The following is a 20,642-nucleotide window of genomic DNA, read 5'->3' on the forward strand; positions in this document are numbered from 1 at the left end:
GGCTATGCGCCACGCCGTTATAGTCCGGTCACGTAGACGCAACATTCTGTGACGCGAAGACGGTGGCTCAGGCACCGGACTCAGAGTTGCGCAGCGCGGGACTGTAACGGAGCATATCCAGCACGGTATCGACCAGTCGTTCGGCGTCCTCGGACAGAGGGAAGCTGTCTGGCACCAGTAACCACTGGCCCAGAATGCCGTGTATATAAGCATGCAGACAAATGGCCGCTCGCTGTGGGTCCAGGTCAGCGGGGAGCTGTCCTTGGCGCGCGGCGTTGCTCAGGGCCAGGGCGATTCGCTCGTTGGCGTCCAGCCAGACGAATTGACGCTGGCGGCGCATGTCGCACATTTCATCGGTGAATTCGAATTTATGAAAAAGAATTTCATTGATGCGGCGGGTTTTTGGGTCCGTAGCAACTTGCTGAAACAAATGAACCAGAAGCTTTCGCGTCCAGCCCAATGGGTCCAGTTCGTCGGCACTTTCGCTGGCACGGGCCATCTCTTCCAGCGGTTCATGCAGGCTGTCGAGCATCGCCTGCACCAGATCGGCCTTGTTGCTGAAATGCCAGTAGATCGCGCCTCGCGTGACGCCCGCCAGCGCCGCGATGTCCGCCAGGGTCGTACGCGCCACGCCGCGCTCGAAGAAGGCCTGCTCGGCGGCTTCAAGGATCTGCCTGCGCGTTTCCTGAGCTTCTTCTTTCGTGCGTCGAACCATGGCAGTAAAACCTCAATGATGATGGTTCAGGCTCTGCGCTCGAGTGGCCTGAACAGCATAGCGGGCGGCCCTTGTATTGCCTTGTCCCGCGCGGGAAATCGATGCTTGCAGTGCGTTCGTCTGTCGCAGTCACAGGTATTTACAAACAAGCGTGAACGTAAGTATATTCATTAGCTTGCTACTTATCCAGCCGGAAAACCCTTTACGCCCTTTTCACTTTTCATGAGCGTTGCTCCTGACCCGAGGATTTTCATGCAATTCAAGCCAGCTGTTACCGTACTGGTCACTGCCGTCGCCGTGGCATCGCTGCTCAGCGGATGCAGTAAAAAGGAAGAAGCGGCAGCTGCTGCTCCACCCCCTCCTCAGGTCGGCGTCGTGACCATCCAGCCTCAGGCCTACACCCTGGTCTCCGACCTGCCGGGCCGCACCACTGCCTACCGCGTCGCCGAAGTGCGTCCGCAGGTCAACGGCATCATTCTCAAGCGCCTGTTCACTGAAGGCACCGACGTCAAGGCCGGTCAGCAGCTGTATCAGATCGATCCGGCCATCTACGAAGCCAACCTCAACAGTGCGAAAGCCACTTTTGAGTCGGCCAACTCGCTGGCAGGCCGCTACAAGCAGCTGATCAACGAGCAGGCCGTCAGCCGCCAGGAATACGACACCGCCGTCGGCAACGCCCGCGAAGCCCAGGCTGCCGTGCAGACCGCCGAGATCAACCTGCGCTACACCAAGGTGTATGCGCCGATTTCCGGCCGCATCGGTCGTTCGCTGTTCACTGAAGGTGCGCTGGTGACCAATGGCCAGGCCGACGCCATGGCCAGCATTCAGCAGCTGGACCCGATCTACGTCGACGTGATCCAGTCCTCGGCCGAGATGCTGCGCCTGCGTCACGAGCTGGAAAGCGGCAAGCTGCAGAAAGCCGGAGACAACGCTGCCAAGGTCAAGCTGACCCTGGAAGACAACAGCCAGTATCCGGTAGACGGCAAGCTGGAGTTCTCCGAAGTGTCGGTGGACCAGACAACGGGCTCCGTTACCTTGCGCGCCGTGTTCCCCAACCCCAACCACACCCTGCTGCCAGGCATGTTCGTGCATGCACGTCTGCAGGCCGGTGTGAACGAGCAGGCGATCCTGGTGCCGCAGCAAGGCATTACCCGCGACCTCAAAGGCACACCGACCGCGCTGGTGGTCAACAAGGAAGACAAGGTCGAACTGCGTCAGCTGGTCGCCAACCGCACCATCGGCACCGACTGGGTGGTGGAAAAAGGCCTGAGCGCCGGCGATCGCGTCATCACCGAAGGCCTGCAATACGTCAAGCCGGGTGCGCAGGTGAAAGCCACCGAAGCGACCAACGTCAAGCCCGCGGCGGCACCGGCTCCCGCACAAGGGAGTAACTGATTCATGTCGAAGTTTTTCATCGATCGACCCATTTTCGCGTGGGTAATCGCCCTCGTGATCATGCTGGTCGGTACGCTTTCCATTCTCAAGCTGCCGATCAACCAGTATCCGGCCATTGCGCCGCCGGCCATCGCCATTCAGGTGACCTACCCAGGTGCGTCCGCACAGACCGTGCAGGACACTGTGGTACAGGTCATCGAGCAGCAGATGAACGGTATCGACAACCTGCGTTACATCTCGTCCGAAAGTAACTCCGATGGCAGCATGACCATCACCGTGACCTTCAACCAGGGTACCAACCCGGACATCGCTCAGGTTCAGGTCCAGAACAAGCTGAACCTGGCCACCCCGCTGCTGCCCCAAGAGGTGCAACAGCAGGGCCTGCGCGTGACCAAAGCGGTGAAGAACTTCCTGTTGGTGATCGGCCTGGTGTCCGAAGACGGCAGCATGGCCAAGGAAGACTTGTCCAACTACATCGTCTCCAACATCCAGGACCAGATCGCCCGTACCCCGGGCGTGGGTGACTTCCAGGTGTTCGGTGCCCAGTACGCGATGCGCATCTGGCTGGACCCGGCCAAGCTGAACAACTTCCAGCTGACCCCGGTCGACGTGAAGAGCGCGATCACCGCGCAGAACGTTCAGGTGTCGTCCGGCCAGATCGGCGGCCTGCCGGCGGTCAAGGGTCAGCAGCTCAACGCCACCATCATCGGCAAGACCCGCCTGCAGACCTCCGAGCAGTTCGGCAACATCCTGCTCAAGGTCAATCAGGACGGTTCGCAAGTGCGCCTGAAGGACGTCGCCACCATCGGTCTGGGTGGCGAGAACTACAGCGTCGACGCGCAGTTCAACGGTAAACCGGCCTCCGGTCTGGCGATCAAGCTGGCCACCGGCGCCAACGCGCTGGACACCGCCCAGGCGATCCGCGACACCATGAGCCGCCTGGAACCCTTCTTCCCGCCAGGGATGAAAGTGGTTTACCCGTATGACACCACTCCGGTGGTCAAAGAGTCGATCAACGGCGTAGTGCACACCCTGGGTGAGGCGATCATCCTGGTGTTCCTGGTGATGTACCTGTTCCTGCAGAACTTCCGCGCCACCATCATCACCACGATGACTGTGCCGGTGGTATTGCTCGGTACGTTCGGCATCCTTGCGGCATCCGGTTTCACCATCAACACCCTGACCATGTTCGGTATGGTGCTGGCCATCGGCTTGCTGGTGGACGACGCCATCGTCGTGGTGGAAAACGTCGAACGGGTCATGGCCGAGGAGCACTTGTCTCCCCGGGACGCGACGCGCAAATCCATGGAGCAGATCCAGGGCGCGCTGGTCGGTATCGCGATGGTGCTCTCGGCGGTACTGCTGCCGATGGCGTTCTTCGGCGGCTCCACCGGTGTGATCTACCGCCAGTTCTCGATCACCGTGGTTTCGGCCATGGCCCTGTCGGTACTGGTTGCGCTGATCTTCACGCCAGCACTGTGTGCCACCATTCTCAAGCCGATCGACCCGGTCAAGCACGCTCAGCCGCGCAAGGGTTTCTTCGGCTGGTTCAACCGCACCTTCGACCGCAGCGTCCTGAGCTACGAGCGTGGCGTGAGCAACGTCATTCGCCACAAGTTCCCGGCGTTCCTGGCGTACCTGCTGATCTTCGCCGGCATGATCTGGATGTTCACTCGCATCCCGACCGCGTTCCTGCCTGAAGAAGACCAGGGCGTGATCTTCGCCCAGGTGCAGACGCCGCCCGGCTCCACTGCCGAGCGTACGCAGACCACCCTGGACAAGATGCGCGAATACCTGCTGACCGACCCGGGCGTGAACTCGGTGTTCACGGTCAACGGCTTCAACTTCGCCGGTCGTGGCCAGAGCTCGGGCCTGGCGTTCGTCATGCTCAAGCCGTGGGAAGAGCGTGACTCGTCCAACAGCGTGTTCGAAGTGGCCAAGCGTGCCCAGGGGCACTTCTTCGGCTTCCGCGACGCGATGTCCTTCGCCGTTGTACCGCCTGCGGTACTGGAGCTGGGTAACGCCACCGGTTTCGACCTGTACCTGCAGGACCAGGGCGGCCTGGGCCATGAAAAACTCATGCAGGCACGTAACCAGTTACTGGGCCTCGCGGCGCAGAGCAAGATCCTGGCGGGCGTGCGCCCGAACGGGCTGACCGACGAGCCACAATACCAGCTGGACATCGATGACGAAAAAGCCCGCGCCCTGGGCGTGACCCAGTCGGACATCAACACCACCCTGTCGGTGGCGATGGGCGGTAACTACGTCAACGACTTCATCGACCGCGGTCGGGTGAAGAAGGTCTACATCATGGGCAACCCGAAATCGCGGATGAGCCCTGAAGACCTGAACAAGTGGTACGTGCGCAACGCCAGCGGGACCATGGTGCCGTTCAGCGCCTTCGCCACCGGCGAGTGGGTGTTCGGTTCGCCGAAACTGTCGCGCTACAACGGTGTTCCGGCCGAAGAAATCCTCGGTACCCCGGCCCCGGGCTACAGTACCGGCCAGGCCATGGCGGAAATCGAGCGCCTGACCCAGCAACTGCCGCAAGGCATCGGCTACTCCTGGACCGGCCTGTCGTTCGAAGAACGGCTGTCGGGCTCGCAGGCGCCGGCGCTGTACGCGCTTTCGGTACTGGTGGTCTTCCTCTGTCTGGCAGCGCTGTACGAAAGCTGGTCGATCCCGATCGCGGTCCTGCTCGTGGTGCCGCTGGGTGTGATCGGTGCGCTAATGGCCACCAGCCTGCGCGGCCTGTCCAACGACGTGTTCTTCCAGGTCGGTCTGTTGGTGACGGTGGGTCTGGCGGCGAAGAACGCGATTCTGATCGTCGAGTTCGCCAAGGAACTGCATGAACAAGGCAAGTCGTTGATCGATGCGGCCGTCGAAGCGTGCCGGATGCGTCTGCGTCCGATCGTGATGACGTCGGCGGCGTTCATCCTCGGCGTGGTGCCGCTGTCGATCTCCACCGGCGCAGGCTCGGGTAGCCAGCACTCGATCGGTACAGGTGTAATCGGCGGTATGATTACGGCCACGATCCTGGCGATCTTCTGGGTACCGCTGTTCTTCGTTTCGGTATCCTCGCTGTTCAAGAGCAAACAGAAACATATTCCACATGATGAGGCTGGCCAATGAGCAAGTCCCTGATCTCTCTGGCAGTGACCGCGATCGTTCTTAGCGGCTGCTCGTTGATCCCCGAGTACAAGCAGCCTGCCGCACCGGTGGCCGCCCAGTATCCGCAAGGCCCGGCGTATTCGCCGGCCCAGGCGGCCAACCAGGCAGCCGCCGAGCAAGGCTGGCGCCAGTTCTTCCAGGACCCGGCGCTGCAACAACTGATTCAGACGGCCCTGGAAAACAACCGCGACCTGCGTGTCGCGGCCCTGAACATCGACGCCTTCCGGGCCCAGTACCGCATCCAGCGTGCGGACCTGTTCCCGGCCGTGGCCGCCGACGCCACCGGTACCCGTCAGCGGGTGCCGGCCGACCTGTCCCAGAGCGGCCAGGCAGGCATCACCAGCCAGTATTCGGTGGGCCTGGGGGTCAGCGCCTATGAGCTGGACCTGTTCGGCCGCGTGCGCAGCCTGAGCGAGCAAGCGCTGCAGACCTACTTCTCCAGCGAAGAAGCCCGCCGCAGCACGCAGATCAGCCTGGTGGCCAACGTCGCCAACGCCTACCTGACCTGGCAGGCGGACAAAGAGCTGTACAAGGTGACGCAGGACACCCTCGGCGCCTTCGAGGAAAGCTTCCGCCTGACCTCGCGCAGCAACGAAGTCGGCGTGGCCTCGGCACTGGACCTCGCACAGTCGCGCACCTCGGTCGAGAGCGCCCGGGTCAAGCTGGCGCAGTATCAGCGTCTGGTCGCGCAGGACGAGAACAACCTCGTCCTGCTGCTGGGCACCGGCCTGCCGGCCAACCTGCCTGCGTCCAAACCGCTGAGCGCCGACATGCTCAACGAGATGCCGCCTGGCCTGCCGTCGGAGCTGCTGCAACGCCGTCCTGACATCCTCCAGGCCGAGTACAGCCTCAAGGCCGCCAACGCCAACATCGGTGCAGCGCGCGCGGCGTTCTTCCCGAGCATCAGCCTGACGGCCAGTGCCGGTACCGCCAGCGGCGATCTGAGCGGCCTGTTCAAGGGCGGCTCGGGTACCTGGCTGTTCACGCCGAAGATCAACCTGCCGATCTTCAACGCCGGCAGCCTGCGCGCCAGCCTGGATTACTCGAAGATCCAGAAAGACATCGGCGTGGCCAACTACGAGAAGGCGATTCAGACCGCGTTCCAGGAAGTCTCCGACGGCCTGGCTTCGCGCAAGACCTTCACCGACCAGCTCAAGGCACAGACCGATTTCGTCACCGCCAACCAGGAATACTACCGCTTGGCTGAGCGTCGCTATCGCATCGGTGTCGACAGCAACCTGACCTTCCTCGACGCCCAGCGTCAGTTGTTCAGCGCGCAGCAGTCGTTGATCACCGATCGCCTGTCGCAGCTGACCAGCGAGGTCAATCTGTACAAGGCCCTGGGTGGCGGCTGGTACGAACAGACCCAGACCGGCGAGAAGAAGCCGACTGCGGGGGACGTGCCGGAAACCCGGTTGTTCTGATTCATCGCTCAATAAAAAACCCACCAGCCGGTGGGTTTTTTATTGGGTAAACGAAGATCAACTGTAGGAGCCGGCTTGGTGCGGGCGGCGTTCCGACGAATGCGGTGGATCATTCAATGATGTGGCGTCTGACACAGCGCATCGCCAGCAAGCCGGCTCCTACAGGTTCAAATGCTTACATCACCTCAACTCAACAAGAATTCCGTCACGCGCAAGGTGAACACCTCACCCAGCTCGACGTTGGACAGGTGCGCGGCGTAGTAGTCGGACAGCTGGCAACCGGCGATGTGGTTCTGGATGAAATGGCCATCGGCAACGGTCGTCACCGCGTCGTGGCTGCCGCAGATCATCAGCGTCGGCACGGTGATCGAATGCAGCTGTTTACGGAAGTCCGCATCACGCACCGCCGCGCAGCAAGCCGCATAGCCCAGTGGCGAAGTCGAGGCCAGCACGTCGGTCACCGGCTTGACCTTGTCGGCGTGATCCCGCGCGAAGTCCGGGGTGAACCAGCGGCCGACAGCGCCGGCGCCCAGCTCTTTCATCGCCTGTTCGCCGCCCTTCTCCACCATCTCGATGCGCGGGTCCCACATTTCCGGACCACCGATTTTCGCGGCGGTGTTGCACAGGATCAGCTTGTGCAGACGGTCATTGGCATGAATGCCCAGCCACTGGCCGATCAACCCGCCCATGGACAATCCACAGAAGTGCGCCTGTTTGACCTTCAGCGCATCGAGCAGCGCCAGGACATCACGCCCCAGTTGTTCGATGGTGTAAGGCCCTTGGGTGACAAGGGATTTGCCATGGCCACGGGTGTCGTAGCGCACGACCCGGAACGACTTGCTGAACGCGGCGACCTGCGCGTCCCACATATGCAGGTCAGTGCCCAGCGAGTTGGACAGCACCAGCACTGGCGCGCCGGCCGGCCCGTCGATCTGGTAATGCAGTTCACCGTCTTCAAGTTGTACGAATGCCATAGCAGCTCCCTTTTTATCGAGCACTTTGCGAGAAAGTCATTGAAGAGTATGGATGACGCGCGCCCGGGTGCAGGCGCGCGCGATGGAAATGAATCAGTGGTCTTCGTGCAGGTATTCCGGCTTCTTCGGCAGGCGCAGGCTGAAGAGGAAGGCAATTGCCATCATCGCCGTCACATACCAGTAGAAGGTGTTTTCCGACCCCATGTTCTTGAAGCTCAGGGCCACGAACTCGGCCGAGCCACCGAAGATGGCGTTGGCCACGGCGTAGGCCAGGCCCACGCCCAGGGCACGGACATGCACCGGGAACATCTCGGCCTTCACCAGGCCGCTGATCGAGGTATAGAAGCTGACGATCGCCAGTGCCAGGGTGATCAGCACAAAGGCCAGCACCGGGCTGGTGGTGGTTTTCAGGGTCATCAGGATCGGCACAGTGCAGATCGTGCCCAGGCCTGCGAACCACAGCATCGAGGCACGGCGACCGATCTTGTCCGCCAGTGCGCCGAACACCGGCTGCATGCACATGTACAGGAACAGCGCGCCGGTCATGATGTAACTGGCGGTCTTGGCGTCCATGTGCACCGTGTTCACCAGGTATTTCTGCATGTAAGTGGTGAAGGTGTAGAAAATCAGCGAGCCGCCGGCGGTGTAGCCCAGCACGGTGATGAAGGCGCCAGCGTGATTGCGGAACAGCGCGGCCATGCTGCCGGCGTCCTTGTCCTGACGCACTTCGGCGGTGGTGGTTTCTTTCAGCGAGCGGCGCAGCAGCAGCGAGATGACTGCCGCGATGGCACCGACCACGAACGGAATCCGCCAGCCGTAGGCTTTGAGCTCATCGGCATTGAGAAATTGCTGCAGGATGACCACGGTCAGCACCGCCAGCAATTGACCACCGATCAGCGTCACGTACTGGAAGGAGGCGAAGAAACCACGCTGCCCCCGCAACGCGACCTCACTCATGTAGGTGGCCGTGGTGCCGTATTCGCCACCCACCGACAGGCCCTGAAACAGACGTGCCACCAGCAGCAGGAACGGCGCCCAGGCACCGATCGAGGCGTAGGTCGGCAGGCAGGCGATGACCAGCGAGCCACCGCACATCATCAGTACCGAAATCATCATGGAGTTCTTGCGGCCATGTTTGTCGGCGACGCGGCCAAACAGCCAGCCACCGATAGGACGCATCAGGAAGCCCGCGGCAAACACGCCTGCGGTGTTGAGCAGTTGTACGGTCGGATCGTCGGACGGGAAGAAGGCCGGTGCGAAGTAGATCGCGCAGAAGGCGTAGACATAGAAGTCGAACCATTCCACGAGGTTGCCTGAAGAGGCACCCACAATCGCAAAAATCCGTTTGCTCCTTTCTTCTCCGGTGTAGTGAGTCGTTGTCATTATTGTTTCCCCATATTTTGTAAAGGCCAGCCAGTCTACGACATAACCTGTAACACTTAGACTTAAGCAGTAACACTTCGACATCACAAGGACAACCGCCCAAGCCCCGGGTTGCCTTTTCGTGGAGGCAACCCGATGAGCTCGGGTGGTTGATCTGGTTTTGTGCCGATTATCGTTCTATCGCCAGGGCCAGGCCCTGTCCTACACCGACGCACATGGTGGCAAGTCCCTTTCTGCCGCCGGTTTTCTCCAATTGATGCAAGGCGGTGAGCACCAGACGCGCGCCGCTCATCCCCAGCGGATGGCCGAGCGAAATGGCGCCGCCGTTCGGGTTGACCTTGGGTGAATCGTCCGCCAAGCCCAGCTCACGCATGACCGCCAGGCCTTGGCTGGCAAAGGCTTCGTTGAGTTCGATGACGTCGAAATCCGACACCGCAAGGCCCAGACGCTCGACCAGTTTGCGCACCGCAGGCACCGGGCCGACGCCCATCACGCGCGGCTCGACGCCTGCGCTGGCCATGCCCAGTACGCGGGCGCGCGGAGTCAGGCCGTGCTTTTTCACCGCTTCGGCGGAGGCCAGGATCAGTGCTACGGCGCCGTCATTAAGACCGGCTGCGTTGCCAGCGGTGACGGTCTTGCCCGGGCCGTTGACCGGCTTGAGCTTGCTCAGCGCTTCCATGTTGGTGTCGGCGCGCGGGTGCTCGTCCTTGTCGACGATGGTTTCGCCCTTCTTGTGGGCGATGCGCACCGGCACGATTTCTTCGGCGAAGAAGCCGCTGGCCTGTGCCGCTGCCGTGCGCTGCTGGCTGCGCAGGGCAAAGGCGTCCTGATCTTCGCGGGAAACCTTGAAGTCTTCAGCGACGTTGTCGCCGGTCTGCGGCATGGTTTCGACGCCATACTGGTCTTTCATCAGCGGGTTGACGAAGCGCCAGCCCAAGGTGGTGTCTTCCAGCTTCTGGCCGCGACCAAAGGCGGCGTCGGCCTTGCCCATCACAAACGGCGCGCGGGACATCGACTCGACGCCGCCAGCGATCGCCAACTCCATCTCGCCACAGGCGATGGCACGAAAGGCGCTGCCCACCGCGTCCAGCCCCGAGGCGCACAGGCGGTTCAAGGTCACGCCCGGCACGCTGTACGGCAGGCCCGCCAGCAGCGCGGCCATGCGCGCCACGTTGCGGTTGTCTTCGCCGGCCTGGTTGGCGCAGCCGAGGAACACTTCGTCCAGCTCGTTCCAGTTCACCGAGGGGTTGCGCTCGATCAGCGCCTTGATCGGCAGTGCGGCCAGGTCGTCGGCGCGCACCGTCGCCAGCGCGCCGCCGAAACGGCCGATCGGGGTGCGGATTGCATCGCAGATAAACACGTCACGCATCATGCTTCTCCTCGTACCTGGTCCGCTGGCGCAGGCGCTACGCGCTTGCAGAGAAGGCATCGCGGCCATGGGGGATCCAGGTTCAGAACGTCAATCGGTGAGCGGCGCGAGCCATCAGCGCCGGGATGAGATTGAGGTTATGCCTGAGCGAGGGGCGGAACAATCCGATAATCGACGAAGCGTTCGGTAATCGAACACATCCTTAAGAGGGGTTTCCACGCCCCCGTAGCAGCACGGCTTGCCGGCGGGGGCGTTCTTGAAGGCGCATTCGCCAGAAAGCCGGATCGCGACGGGTCGGATATCAAGTGAACAGCTGATTACTCAAGTCGCGGCTGGCATCGAGCATGATCGGCAAAAACTTCTGCTCCAGCTCGTTGCGCGGCACCCTCCCCGCGCTGGTGCTGACATTGAGCGCCGCCAACACCTGGCCGGAGGCGTCGTACACCGGCACCGCGATCGAACGCAGGCCCTGCTCCAGCTCCTGATCGACGATGCACCAGCCTTGCTGGCGAACCTGTTGCAGGCATTCGAGCAAGGCTTCCGGCGTGCGCAGGGTGCGGCTGGTCTTGGGTTGCAGGTCGACGTGATCCAGATACTCCTGCAACGACACATCATCGAGCGCCGCCAGCAGGATCCTGCCCATGGACGTGCAATAGGCCGGCAGGCGCCCGCCCACGGCCAGGTCCACCGAAATCAGCCGCTGGGTCGTCGCGGAACGAGCTATATAAAGAATGTCGTCGCCTTCCAGGGTCGCCATGTTGCAGGCCTCATGCAGCTGGTTGCTCATGCGGTCCAGATACGGCTGGGAAGAAACAGCCAGAGGCGTCGACGACAGATAGGCGTGGCCCAGCGTCAGCACCTTTGGCAGCAGCGAATAGGTGCGCCCGTCAGTGGTGGCGTAACCGAGCTTGATCAGCGTGTGCAGGCAGCGCCGGACGGCTGCGCGGGGAATTTCGGTGCGGTGGCTGATCTGCGCGATGGTCAGGTGGCGCTTGCGTTCCTGGAAGGCGTGGATCACTGCGAGACCGCGGGCCAGCGAGGTCATGAAATCGGGGTCACCGGTAAACGCCTGGATCCTCTTGGCGGGCGACGCCACGATGGGAGGCGCCAGTGAGGCAAAGGAATTACGCAGTTGATCGTTCATCTTGACACCGTTCGTCGCCGCCACGCAGGCCATCTGTAGCGCCACTCTCGCCTCTTTTTGCGAGGACGGCAAGGGTGATTTGGGCGATTATCGAACCACTGGCCGATAATCGCAATTGACCGGTCGCCTCGTTGCTTATACCTTTCACACGCCACTGTGTGGCTTCTTGGAAATACTGGTCAGGTACCCACTGAGAAGTCCCAGGCACGGCCTTGCTCACCGCAAGGCCGTTTTTGTCTCTGCCTCCCGAAGGTCCGCCAGTTTGTAACCACGTGGATACATCTCGCCGGTCAGCGAGCGAAAATCTTCATGGAATTACGTCGCCAGTTTTTTGTCTCAGTCAGTCTGCAATTGAGATTACAAACTTCTGTCACATCAATGACTGGCACAAACTTCGGAAGCTTCGTACAAGCATGCAGAATTAATCCTCATTAATTCACTAGAGCGTTTCAGCAGAGTTGACTCTTGCGTTCATCTTGGACGATAGTGTTGACCAATTGACGTGCTATTACGCCCTGGCGCGGATTCCTCCCCGGCAATTGTTCCCTGGATCCAATCCACGCACCGTTTGCATTGCCCCCGTGCACTGCCCCGGCGATAGCCAAGGCGCAAGCCTGGTCAATTGGCCAGAACTCTGGCAACCGGAAACAAAGTGAATGTTGCTACGGCAGCTATGTCGTTCTGGTGCGCGTAGCCGCATGTGACAGAAAGTGTCCAATACTTTCGCCCAGGACTCGTCGCATTCGTTTGTTCAAATCGACCTGTCATCGGCCACCGGCATTTTCTGCCCATGCGTTATCGCCAGAATCAAACTCGACACAATCAGGTAACAACGTGACCAAAGATGAACTGCGCGCAGAATTAGAGCGCCAGGAACAACGTTACAAGGATGTCTACGGCGGTGAAGTGACCACTTATGCCGCGCAACCCGATCCCGAGCGCAAGCCATGGCGCAAGCGGGCCAGCCTGCTCGATCAGGCGTTCAAGCAAGAACTGCAGAAAATGGAAAACGAGCTCAAAGAAGAGCCGTGAATCTCCATATGCTTCGGCGCCAGGTTTCGCGCCGGGCAGATCCACGCTGCACTCGACCCGGTTTGAGCTAAGGTTGAAGCTCATGTGCATGCCATTTTGCTTCCCGACAGGAAGTCAATAGGGTGGTGGTGGGGCAGAAATTTCGTTGCAGGCTGCTACCAATTGGCGGCTTGCCTATCGTGATGTTTTTTTTCTGTCATAATCCCGCCCCCTTAATACCGGGTCAGAAAACCTTCCATGATCGATTTATTCAGCGGACTGGACGCCTGGGTGATTGTGAGCCTGTTGCTCGCCCTGGCTTTCGTCCTCACCTTCGAGTTCATCAACGGCTTTCATGACACCGCCAACGCGGTGGCGACAGTCATTTACACCAAGGCCATGCCGCCCCATCTGGCGGTGTTCTTTTCTGGTGTGTTCAACTTTCTCGGGGTGCTGCTCGGCGGCGTCGGCGTGGCCTATGCCATCGTTCACCTGCTGCCGGTCGAATTGCTGATCAACGTCAACACCGGCCACGGCTTGGCGATGGTGTTCTCGCTGCTGGCGGCCGCGATCACCTGGAACCTGGGGACCTGGTACTTCGGCATTCCGGCCTCCAGCTCCCACACGCTGATCGGTTCGATCCTCGGCGTGGGCCTGGCCAATGCGCTGATCAACCACATTCCGCTGGCCGACGGCGTGAACTGGCAGAAGGCAATCGATATCGGCGCCTCGCTGGTGTTCTCGCCGCTGATGGGCTTTATCGTCGCCGCGCTGGTGCTGATCGGCCTGAAAACCTGGCGCCCGCTGTCCAAGATGCACAAGACCCCGGAACAGCGCCGCAGCATCGATGACAAGAAACACCCGCCGTTCTGGAATCGCCTGGTATTGGTGATCTCGGCCATGGCCGTCAGCTTCGTGCACGGCTCCAACGACGGCCAGAAAGGCATCGGCCTGATCATGCTGGTGCTGATCGGCATCGTGCCGGCGCAGTTCGTCCTGGACCTCTCCACCACCACCTACCAGATCGAACGCACCCGCGATGCGACCCTGCACCTGAGCCAGTTCTACCAGCGCAATAACGCAACGCTGGGCGAGTATCTGGCGCTGGGCAAGGCCAAATCCGGTGACCTGCCGGAGCGCTTCAGCTGCAACCCCGAGCAGACCGAGCCGACCATCGACGCGCTGCTGAACAACCTCAAGGGCGTGACCGACTACCACAGCCTGGCGCCTGAGCACCGTATCGAAGTGCGCCGCTACCTGCTGTGCCTGGACGACACCGCGCGCAAAGTCAGCAAGCTGCCGAGCCTGGATGCCCGCGAGAAATCCGATCTGGAGAAGCTGCGTAAAGACCTGACGGCCACCACCGAATACGCACCGTTCTGGGTGATTCTGGCGGTTGCCCTGGCGCTGGGTATCGGCACCATGGTCGGCTGGAAGCGCGTGGTCCTGACCATCGGTGAGAAGATCGGCAAACAGGGCATGACCTACGCACAGGGCATGTCTGCGCAGATCACCACCGCCAGCGCCATCGCCTTGGCCAACGTCTTCGCGCTACCGGTGTCGACCACCCACATCCTGTCGTCAGGCGTGGCCGGCACCATGGTCGCCAACAAGAGCGGCCTGCAGGGCGGCACTGTACGCAACATCCTGCTGGCCTGGGTGCTGACCCTGCCCGCCACCGTCGGACTGTCGGCGGGCCTGTTCTGGCTGGCGTCCAAAGCGCTGGGTTGATGATGTAAACATAACCGTAGCAGCACGGCTTGCCGGCGGGAGCGATCTTGAGATCGCATTCGCCAGCAAGCCGGCTCCCACAAGTGCGAAGTTCGCAAGCTCGCGCTTTCCAACGATGCAAGCCCTGCTGCTACGGCACATCGAACGATTCAACGCCGCTTCTTGCCCCCGCCCAGCAACGACCCCATCAAGCCCCGCACCAACTCCCGGCCGATCTGATTGGCTGCCTGACGCATCGCGCTCTTGACCGCCTGCCCTGCCAAGCCACCGAGAAATCCCCCCGCCATATCGGCAAATCCGCCTTCGGATTTTTCCTCGCCGGCGGGTGCGGCCTGCGCTTCAGGCACCTTGCGCGCCAGCAGCATTTCATAGGCCGACTCCCGATCGATCGGCTTGTCGTAACGCCCGGCCAGCGGCGATCGCGCGATCAACGCCGCGCGCTCGGCATCACTCAGCGGCCCGATCCGCGATTGCGGAGGCGCCACCAGCACGCGCCTGACGATCTCGGGCGTGCCCTTCTCCTGCAAGGTCCCCACCAGCGCCTCGCCGATGCCCAGTTCGGTGAGCACCGCCAGCGCGTCGAACTCAGGGTTGGGGCGAAAGCCATCCGCCACGGCCTTGAGGGATTTCTGCTCCTTGCTGGTGAACGCCCGCAGACCGTGCTGAATCCGCAGCCCCAGTTGCGCCAGAATGTTGTCCGGCAAATCTCCCGGTGACTGGGTAACGAAATACACGCCCACGCCTTTTGAACGAATCAGCCGCACCACCTGTTCAAGGCGATCCTGCAACGCCTTGGGGGTATCGGCGAACAGCAGGTGCGCTTCATCGAAAAACAGCGCCAGCAGCGGCTTGTCGGCATCGCCCCGCTCGGGCAGTTGCTCGAACAACTCGGCCAGTAGCCACAAAAGGAAGGTGGCGTAGACCTTGGGCGCTTCGTGCACCAGGCGGCTGGCGTCGAGCAGATGAATACGTCCTCTGCCGTCGCTGGCCGGCTGCAGGATGTCTTCAAGTTGCAAAGCCGGCTCGCCAAACAGCGCTTCGGCGCCCTGCTGCTCCAATACGGCCAGCCTGCGCAGCAACGCCTGGCTGGAGCCGGTGGTCATCAGCGCACTGTCCTCGCCCAGCACCTGCGGGTTGTCATGCAGATAGTTGAGCAGCGCCTTGAGGTCCTTGATGTCCAGCAACAGCAGGCCTTCGCGATCCGCGACCTTGAACGCGGCGTAGAGCGCGGACTGCTGGCTGTCGGTCAACTCAAGCAGGGATCCGAGCAGCAACGGCCCCATTTCCGACAACGTGGTACGCAACGGATGACCTGACTGGCCATGTACGTCCCACAAGGTCACGGGATAGCCCTGCGGCGTGTGATTGAGCCAGGGCATCCCGGCGATTCGCTCCGCCACCTTGCCCTGGGGATTGCCCGCTGCACCCAGGCCGCAAAGGTCGCCCTTGATATCTGCAGCGAACACCGCCACACCAGCATCGCTGAAGACCTCGGCCAGGCGCTGCAGCGTCACGGTCTTGCCGGTACCGGTCGCGCCCGCCACCAGGCCGTGGCGATTGGCCAGGCGCATGGCCTGCCCGACCGGCTGACCGTCCGGGCCCGCGCCGATGAGTATCTGTTGAACATCCGCCATGTCGTCACCTACACGTCAAAGTTGTGGGCAGGTAGACCCAGGCGTGATGTCCACCCTGACCTGCATTGAAGATTGCCAAGCAGAGTCGGCCCCTTCACTCTAGTCCAACGGTGACAACACACTGAGCGACCATGCCCCACAATCAGACATCTACTTTCTTACAGCCGAACATGAACGGGATGATCGTGTGAAGCGCCTGTTCTGGCTCGCCCTGCTACTCTTGGCTGCCCTGTCGATCCCCTTTTTCATGGGCGGTGCGGACATGTTCCATCGCCTGCGCAACTTTCCGATGAGCCTGCTGCTGGCCATGTTCGCCATGGTGCTCGTGGGCTGGTGCGCCAACACCATGCGCCTGCGCCTGTTGCTGGGCGAGGCCGCCGCTGGCGTGGGCATGCGCAAGAGCCTGGGCATCGTCATGGCCACCGAATTCGCCTACAGCGCAACACCCGGCGGCAGTGGCGCGCCGTTGACCCTGGTGGCGCTGTTGTCGCGCTGCGGCATCGGCCCGGCGAAAAGCACCGCCGCATTCGCCACCGACCAACTCAATGACTTGGTGTTCTTTCTGCTGGCGCTGATCGGCATCCTGATTTATGCGGTCTTTCATCGGCTCAGCGAAAACCTGGAGTGGATGCTGATCGCCAGCGCCTTGCTGATCGGCGCGGGGCTGGTGGTGTGCGCCGGCTTTGCGCGGTTTCATCGGCGCATCATCCTGTTCAACGGCCGCCTGCTCACGCGGTTGCGGCGCAAGAACACCACGCGCATCCGCTGGGCGCGCAAGCTGCTGCATTTTCGCGATGCGCTGGCCGAAACCTGGAAAATGCCGCACCGCGTGCTGCTCAAGGTATTCGCCCTGACCTGCGTGCACTGGGGCTTACGCTATAGCGTGCTGTATCTGGCGTTGCGCGGGCTGGGTGTGGACGTCGACTGGGCCTGGACGTTTCTGGTGCAGATGCTGTCGCTGAGCGCGGGGCAGTTCAGCCTGTCGCCGGGCGGCGCGGGCGCTGCGGAATTGACCTCGGCGGCGTTGCTGGCGCCGGTGGTGGGCAAATCGACCGCGGCGGCGGCGATCCTGATCTGGCGAATCGTGACGTACTACTTCTACCTGGTCGCAGGCGGGCCGGTGTTTCTGCTGCTGGTGGGCAAACCGCTGCTGATGAAGCTACTGCGGGTCAAGAGCCACTGAGTCATCGTCCTGGGGCTTGATCTGCTTCCACAGCTGTTCGGCGCCTTCGAACTCGGTGCCGTCTTCGGGCGACAGGGCATCGGGGTCGTAGCGGCTCAGGCAGCCCTCGCCCAGGGTGGGCGGCGCTTTGGAGGTGGCTTTGTCGAGGGGGTTGGTCATCATTGCTGCCCATTTTCGTCTCTGCGTTGACCGTAGCAGTCCGGCTTGCCGGCGACGGCGGTCTTCTGATCGCTGTCGCCGGCAAGCCGGACTGCTACGGCCTTCGGCCAGAATCAACGGCCTGGAGAACGAGCTTAGTCGAACACAACCGTCTTGTTGTCATGCACCAGCACGCGATCTTCCAGGTGCGCGCGCAAGCCGCGGGCCAGGACCATCTTCTCGACGTCACGGCCGAAACGCACCATGTTCTCGATGCTGTCGCGGTGGCTGACGCGAACCACGTCCTGCTCGATGATGGGACCTGCATCCAGCTCTTCGGTCACGTAGTGGCAGGTCGCACCGATCAGTTTCACGCCGCGCAACGACGCCTGATGGTACGGCTTGGCACCGACGAACGACGGCAGGAAACTGTGGTGAATATTGATCACCTGATGCGCGTACTCGCGGCACAGCTGCGGCGGCAGGATCTGCATGTAACGCGCCAGCACCACCACATCGGCGTCATGCTGCTTGACCAGACGCGAGACCTCGGCGAATGCCGGCTCCTTGTCTTTCGGGTCGACCGGGACGTGGTAGTAAGGAATGTTGTGCCACTCGACCATGCTGCGCAGGTCCTGGTGGTTGGAAATCACACAGGCGATTTCACAGTCCAGCTCATCGCTGTGCCAGCGGTGCAGCAGGTCAGCCAGGCAGTGCGACTCACGGCTGGCCATCAGCACGACGCGCTTTTTCTGATCCGAGTCGGTGATGCGCCAGTCCATCGAAAACTCTTCGGCGATCGGCGCGAACGCCTGGCGAAATCCTTCGATATCGAACGGCAGGGTATCGGCACGGATTTCATGACGCATGAAAAACCAGCCGCTGAGGTTGTCAGAGTGATGGCTCGCTTCGGTGATCCAGCCGTTGTACGACGCCAGAAAGTTACTGACTTTGGCAACGATGCCGACACGGTCCGGGCAAGCGATCACCAGACGAAAAGTGCGCATGGGGGGAAACTCCAGAACTTCGCAAAGGCGGCCATTCTAGCGATTACCCGGCGACTGTGCAGTATTCCGGTGAAGCGGATTTCAGGAAAGCCCGATCGGGATCCGATCGGCGGTAATGGATCAGTGTTTCAAGGCCCTGCCCGGCGCCTTGGGAACCTGCGATAACTGCACTAAATAGAGGCGCACTTAGGCAAGGCATCGGCGTAACTCTTGTTTGAACGACCGCGCATTTTGCTCAGCTATTTCAAAATGCTTCAGATAAAACTTTTCTTAAATGTTTACTTGGGCAAATACTCTGCCTATTATTACGGCATTACCGCTTGCCCCTCACAACACAGGTAGCCCTCATGTCCCTGATCAACGAATACCGCGCAACAGAAGAAGCCATCAAAGAACTGCAAGCCCGCCTGCAAAACCTGCAAGCTGACGACAAACTGCAGAAAGAACTTGAGTTCGAAGGCAAACTGCGCACGCTGATGGGTGAATACCAGAAATCCCTGCGCGACATCATCGCGCTGCTGGATCCAGAGTCCAAACTCAAAGCCCCTCGCGGCGCCGCTGTCAAAACTACCGGCACCAAGCGCGCGCGCAAGGTCAAGCAATACAAGAACCCGCACAACGGCGAAATCATCGAAACCAAAGGCGGCAACCACAAGACGCTGAAAGAGTGGAAAGCCAAGTGGGGCGGTGACGAAGTAGAAAGCTGGGCAACCCTGCTGGGCTAATCCCCCGCTTGTTGCGACAGTCGTTGTGCAGTGATGTGCGACATGAAAAAACGCCAGCGAATGCTGGCGTTTTTTATTGCCCGTTTTTTTGAACGGCCAACGTTACAGTCCGACCCGCTGCTGAAGTTGCAGCGCGTAATCCTGCCACTGGCTCAGGACCTTGAGCTGCTCTGGCGTGGCCTTGAGCGACAGCTCGATCAGCGCGCGGGTAAAGGCTTTGAGCGTATTGGGCGCACCGGCCTGCGGGTCCGTCAGACGCCACTGACAGAAACTCGACCAGCGTTGCTGTTCGGCGACACTGAGGGTTTCAGCGAAGTTTCGCGCCCGGTAACGGAACAGTAATTCAGGCAGGCGCGGATCATCGAAAGGCCAGCTTTCACTGCCCAGTTGTTGCGGTTCGGCCAGACGCACCTGTTCACACAGCCTGCGATCCCGGTCGTTAATAAATCCATCATATAGCTGTTGTTCAGGGTCTTCGCTGACAGCGAATTCATCACTGGCATAAACCTTTTTCAACTTGTCCTGCCAGACCGCCTGCCCGGCACTCAGCTCGGCGCTGCGCTGTTTATAGACCTCGAAATCCAACGCCAGACGCTGACGATCTTCCTCTCGCAGCACGCTCAACGGCGCGACTACCGGGCATTTGTTTATATGCAGTAGTTTGAGTGGAACGGGCAACTGGCCTTCGGCCAGATCCTCGCGTCGCGTATATAAGCGCTGGCGCAATATCTCGCCGTCTTCGTCCAGTAACGGACGCGGGTCGTGAAACAGATCGCAGACAATCAGCGCATTGCGATTGGTCGGGTGCCAGGCCAGCGGGAGTACAACGCTCAAATAACTTCGCGCTGCCGAAAAGCGCCCGGATATATGCACCAGCGGCTGCAACAGGCGTATCTGATCCTGAACCTTGTGCTTGCTGCGCAACTGAAAAAGATAGTCGTAGAGCTTGGGTTGCCGGTCGCGAATCAGCCGGCCCAGCGCGATAGTGGCACGCACGTCGGACAAGGCATCGTGGGCCTGGCCATGATCGATGCCATTGGCCGCCGTCAGCCGTTCGAGCTTGAGCGTGACGCGCCCGTCTTCCTCGGGCCAGACAATGCCTTCGGGGCGCAGGGCGTAGGCCGTGCGAACGACATCGATCAGATCCCAGCGGCTGTTGCCGCCCTGCCATTCGCGCCCGTAAGGGTCGAAAAAGTTGCGATACAGGCTGTAGCGGGTCATCTCGTCATCGAAGCGCAGCGTGTTGTAGCCGGCGCCGCAGGTACCGGGCTTTGAGAGCTCGGCGTGCACGCGGGTCATGAAATCGGCTTCGCACAGACCTTTTTCGGCCAGCCTGGCGGGGGTGATGCCAGTGACCAGGCAGGCCGCCGGGTGCGGAAGAATGTCATCGCTTGGCTGGCAGTAGAGATTGACCGGCTCGCCGATCTCGTTGAGCTGATCGTCGGTGCGAATCCCGGCCACCTGCAGCGGCCGGTCGTTACGCGGATTGATCCCGGTGGTTTCGTAGTCGTACCAGAAGATGCTGGAAGTCACGGGTGGATCCTGTGCAGAAGATCGGGCGAGTCTAACAGATGAATTCGCCCAGCCCTGGCCGCCCGCAACCTCACCGGACAATTAGAGACGTTTCCCACATATCGC

Annotated in this window: 16 protein-coding genes; 7 read left to right on the forward strand and 9 right to left on the reverse strand. The window is 61.1% G+C overall.

The features are described 5' to 3' along the window. Positions 1 to 67 precede the first annotated feature (67 nt). Complete coding sequence (locus tag AC1MEK_RS04530) at positions 68 to 715, reverse strand: TetR family transcriptional regulator (protein ID WP_480395063.1); 648 nt, start codon at positions 713 to 715, stop codon at positions 68 to 70. Between the two features lie 252 nt (positions 716 to 967). On the opposite strand from AC1MEK_RS04530, the gene AC1MEK_RS04535 reads away from it, so the two are divergent. From AC1MEK_RS04535 to AC1MEK_RS04545, 3 genes are read left to right on the forward strand one after another with little or no spacing between them, the layout of a single operon-like run. Next, positions 968 to 2,110, forward strand: a complete 1,143-nt coding sequence (locus AC1MEK_RS04535; RefSeq protein ID WP_480395064.1) for an efflux RND transporter periplasmic adaptor subunit — start codon at positions 968 to 970, stop codon at positions 2,108 to 2,110. Between the two features lie 3 nt (positions 2,111 to 2,113). Then, the gene (locus AC1MEK_RS04540) at positions 2,114 to 5,242 is read left to right on the forward strand and encodes an efflux RND transporter permease subunit (protein ID WP_480395065.1); all 3,129 of its coding nucleotides are present in this window, start codon (positions 2,114 to 2,116) and stop codon (positions 5,240 to 5,242) included. Then, positions 5,239 to 6,705 (forward strand): AdeC/AdeK/OprM family multidrug efflux complex outer membrane factor, encoded by a 1,467-nt coding sequence (locus AC1MEK_RS04545; protein WP_480395066.1) that lies wholly within the window; start codon positions 5,239 to 5,241, stop codon positions 6,703 to 6,705. Before AC1MEK_RS04540 ends, AC1MEK_RS04545 begins: the two co-directional genes overlap by 4 nt. 185 nt (positions 6,706 to 6,890) lie before the next feature. Here AC1MEK_RS04545 and pcaD read toward each other — a convergent pair whose 3' ends face one another. The 4 genes from pcaD to pcaR all read right to left on the reverse strand — a co-directional run bounded on the left by pcaD (position 6,891) and on the right by pcaR (position 11,575). Next, positions 6,891 to 7,679, reverse strand: a complete 789-nt coding sequence (gene pcaD, locus AC1MEK_RS04550; RefSeq protein WP_480395067.1) for a 3-oxoadipate enol-lactonase — start codon at positions 7,677 to 7,679, stop codon at positions 6,891 to 6,893. A 93-nt stretch (positions 7,680 to 7,772) separates the two neighbouring features. After that, positions 7,773 to 9,062 carry an MFS family transporter gene (locus tag AC1MEK_RS04555; protein WP_480395068.1) on the reverse strand — a complete coding sequence of 430 codons (1,290 nt, stop codon included), beginning with the start codon at positions 9,060 to 9,062 and terminating at the stop codon, positions 7,773 to 7,775. Positions 9,063 to 9,231: 169 nt separating this feature from the next. Further along, positions 9,232 to 10,434 carry a 3-oxoadipyl-CoA thiolase gene (gene pcaF / locus AC1MEK_RS04560; protein WP_480395069.1) on the reverse strand — a complete coding sequence of 401 codons (1,203 nt, stop codon included), beginning with the start codon at positions 10,432 to 10,434 and terminating at the stop codon, positions 9,232 to 9,234. A gap of 298 nt (positions 10,435 to 10,732) precedes the next feature. Beyond that, entirely contained in the window at positions 10,733 to 11,575 is an 843-nt protein-coding gene (gene pcaR, locus AC1MEK_RS04565; protein ID WP_480395070.1) for a pca regulon transcriptional regulator PcaR, read from the reverse strand. Positions 11,576 to 12,409: 834 nt separating this feature from the next. Here pcaR and AC1MEK_RS04570 point away from each other — a divergent pair. Together AC1MEK_RS04570 and AC1MEK_RS04575 are read left to right on the forward strand one after the other, a co-directional pair. Continuing rightward, a complete protein-coding gene (locus tag AC1MEK_RS04570; protein WP_480395071.1) occupies positions 12,410 to 12,607 on the forward strand; it encodes a hypothetical protein in 198 nt (65 codons plus the stop codon). 237 nt (positions 12,608 to 12,844) lie between these two features. After that, on the forward strand, positions 12,845 to 14,317 hold the full coding sequence (locus tag AC1MEK_RS04575) for an inorganic phosphate transporter (RefSeq protein WP_480395072.1): 1,473 nt from the start codon (positions 12,845 to 12,847) through the stop codon (positions 14,315 to 14,317). Between the two features lie 149 nt (positions 14,318 to 14,466). On the opposite strand, the gene AC1MEK_RS04580 is transcribed toward AC1MEK_RS04575, so the two are convergent. Next, positions 14,467 to 15,951: a helicase HerA-like domain-containing protein gene (locus AC1MEK_RS04580; RefSeq protein WP_480395073.1), complete on the reverse strand. Its 1,485-nt coding sequence runs from the start codon at positions 15,949 to 15,951 to the stop codon at positions 14,467 to 14,469. A 187-nt stretch (positions 15,952 to 16,138) separates the two neighbouring features. On the opposite strand from AC1MEK_RS04580, the gene gpgF reads away from it, so the two are divergent. After that, complete coding sequence (gene gpgF, locus AC1MEK_RS04585; protein WP_480395074.1) at positions 16,139 to 17,134, forward strand: glucosaminyl phosphatidylglycerol flippase; 996 nt, start codon at positions 16,139 to 16,141, stop codon at positions 17,132 to 17,134. On the opposite strand, the gene AC1MEK_RS04590 is transcribed toward gpgF, so the two are convergent. Both AC1MEK_RS04590 and purU read right to left on the reverse strand, forming a co-directional pair. Further along, a complete protein-coding gene (locus AC1MEK_RS04590; RefSeq protein WP_480395272.1) occupies positions 17,111 to 17,293 on the reverse strand; it encodes a hypothetical protein in 183 nt (60 codons plus the stop codon). The two genes, gpgF and AC1MEK_RS04590, sit on opposite strands and share 24 nt — an antisense overlap. A gap of 134 nt (positions 17,294 to 17,427) precedes the next feature. Continuing rightward, on the reverse strand, positions 17,428 to 18,279 hold the full coding sequence (gene purU, locus AC1MEK_RS04595; RefSeq protein WP_480395075.1) for a formyltetrahydrofolate deformylase: 852 nt from the start codon (positions 18,277 to 18,279) through the stop codon (positions 17,428 to 17,430). A 347-nt stretch (positions 18,280 to 18,626) separates the two neighbouring features. Here purU and mvaT point away from each other — a divergent pair, with 347 nt between their 5' ends. After that, on the forward strand, positions 18,627 to 19,004 hold the full coding sequence (gene mvaT, locus AC1MEK_RS04600) for a histone-like nucleoid-structuring protein MvaT (RefSeq protein ID WP_480395076.1): 378 nt from the start codon (positions 18,627 to 18,629) through the stop codon (positions 19,002 to 19,004). 102 nt (positions 19,005 to 19,106) lie between these two features. Here mvaT and sbcB read toward each other — a convergent pair whose 3' ends face one another. After that, positions 19,107 to 20,537 carry an exodeoxyribonuclease I gene (sbcB, locus tag AC1MEK_RS04605; protein ID WP_480395077.1) on the reverse strand — a complete coding sequence of 477 codons (1,431 nt, stop codon included), beginning with the start codon at positions 20,535 to 20,537 and terminating at the stop codon, positions 19,107 to 19,109. Between the last annotated feature and the right edge of the window lie 105 nt (positions 20,538 to 20,642).

It is taken from the genome of Pseudomonas sp. 2 (assembly GCF_056627435.1).

Excerpts from the sequence above, each read along its gene's own strand:
- pcaF (WP_480395069.1), bottom strand. The coding sequence starts at position 10,434 with ATGATGCGTGACGTGTTTATCTGCGATGCAATCCGCACCCCGATCGGC.
- pcaD (WP_480395067.1), bottom strand. The coding sequence starts at position 7,679 with ATGGCATTCGTACAACTTGAAGACGGTGAACTGCATTACCAGATCGAC.
- AC1MEK_RS04540 (WP_480395065.1), top strand. The coding sequence starts at position 2,114 with ATGTCGAAGTTTTTCATCGATCGACCCATTTTCGCGTGGGTAATCGCC.
- AC1MEK_RS04545 (WP_480395066.1), top strand. The coding sequence starts at position 5,239 with ATGAGCAAGTCCCTGATCTCTCTGGCAGTGACCGCGATCGTTCTTAGC.
- AC1MEK_RS04590 (WP_480395272.1), bottom strand. The coding sequence starts at position 17,293 with ATGACCAACCCCCTCGACAAAGCCACCTCCAAAGCGCCGCCCACCCTG.
- AC1MEK_RS04535 (WP_480395064.1), top strand. The coding sequence starts at position 968 with ATGCAATTCAAGCCAGCTGTTACCGTACTGGTCACTGCCGTCGCCGTG.
- pcaR (WP_480395070.1), bottom strand. The coding sequence starts at position 11,575 with ATGAACGATCAACTGCGTAATTCCTTTGCCTCACTGGCGCCTCCCATC.
- AC1MEK_RS04580 (WP_480395073.1), bottom strand. The coding sequence starts at position 15,951 with ATGGCGGATGTTCAACAGATACTCATCGGCGCGGGCCCGGACGGTCAG.
- mvaT (WP_480395076.1), top strand. The coding sequence starts at position 18,627 with ATGTCCCTGATCAACGAATACCGCGCAACAGAAGAAGCCATCAAAGAA.
- purU (WP_480395075.1), bottom strand. The coding sequence starts at position 18,279 with ATGCGCACTTTTCGTCTGGTGATCGCTTGCCCGGACCGTGTCGGCATC.
- AC1MEK_RS04530 (WP_480395063.1), bottom strand. The coding sequence starts at position 715 with ATGGTTCGACGCACGAAAGAAGAAGCTCAGGAAACGCGCAGGCAGATC.
- AC1MEK_RS04555 (WP_480395068.1), bottom strand. The coding sequence starts at position 9,062 with ATGACAACGACTCACTACACCGGAGAAGAAAGGAGCAAACGGATTTTT.
- AC1MEK_RS04575 (WP_480395072.1), top strand. The coding sequence starts at position 12,845 with ATGATCGATTTATTCAGCGGACTGGACGCCTGGGTGATTGTGAGCCTG.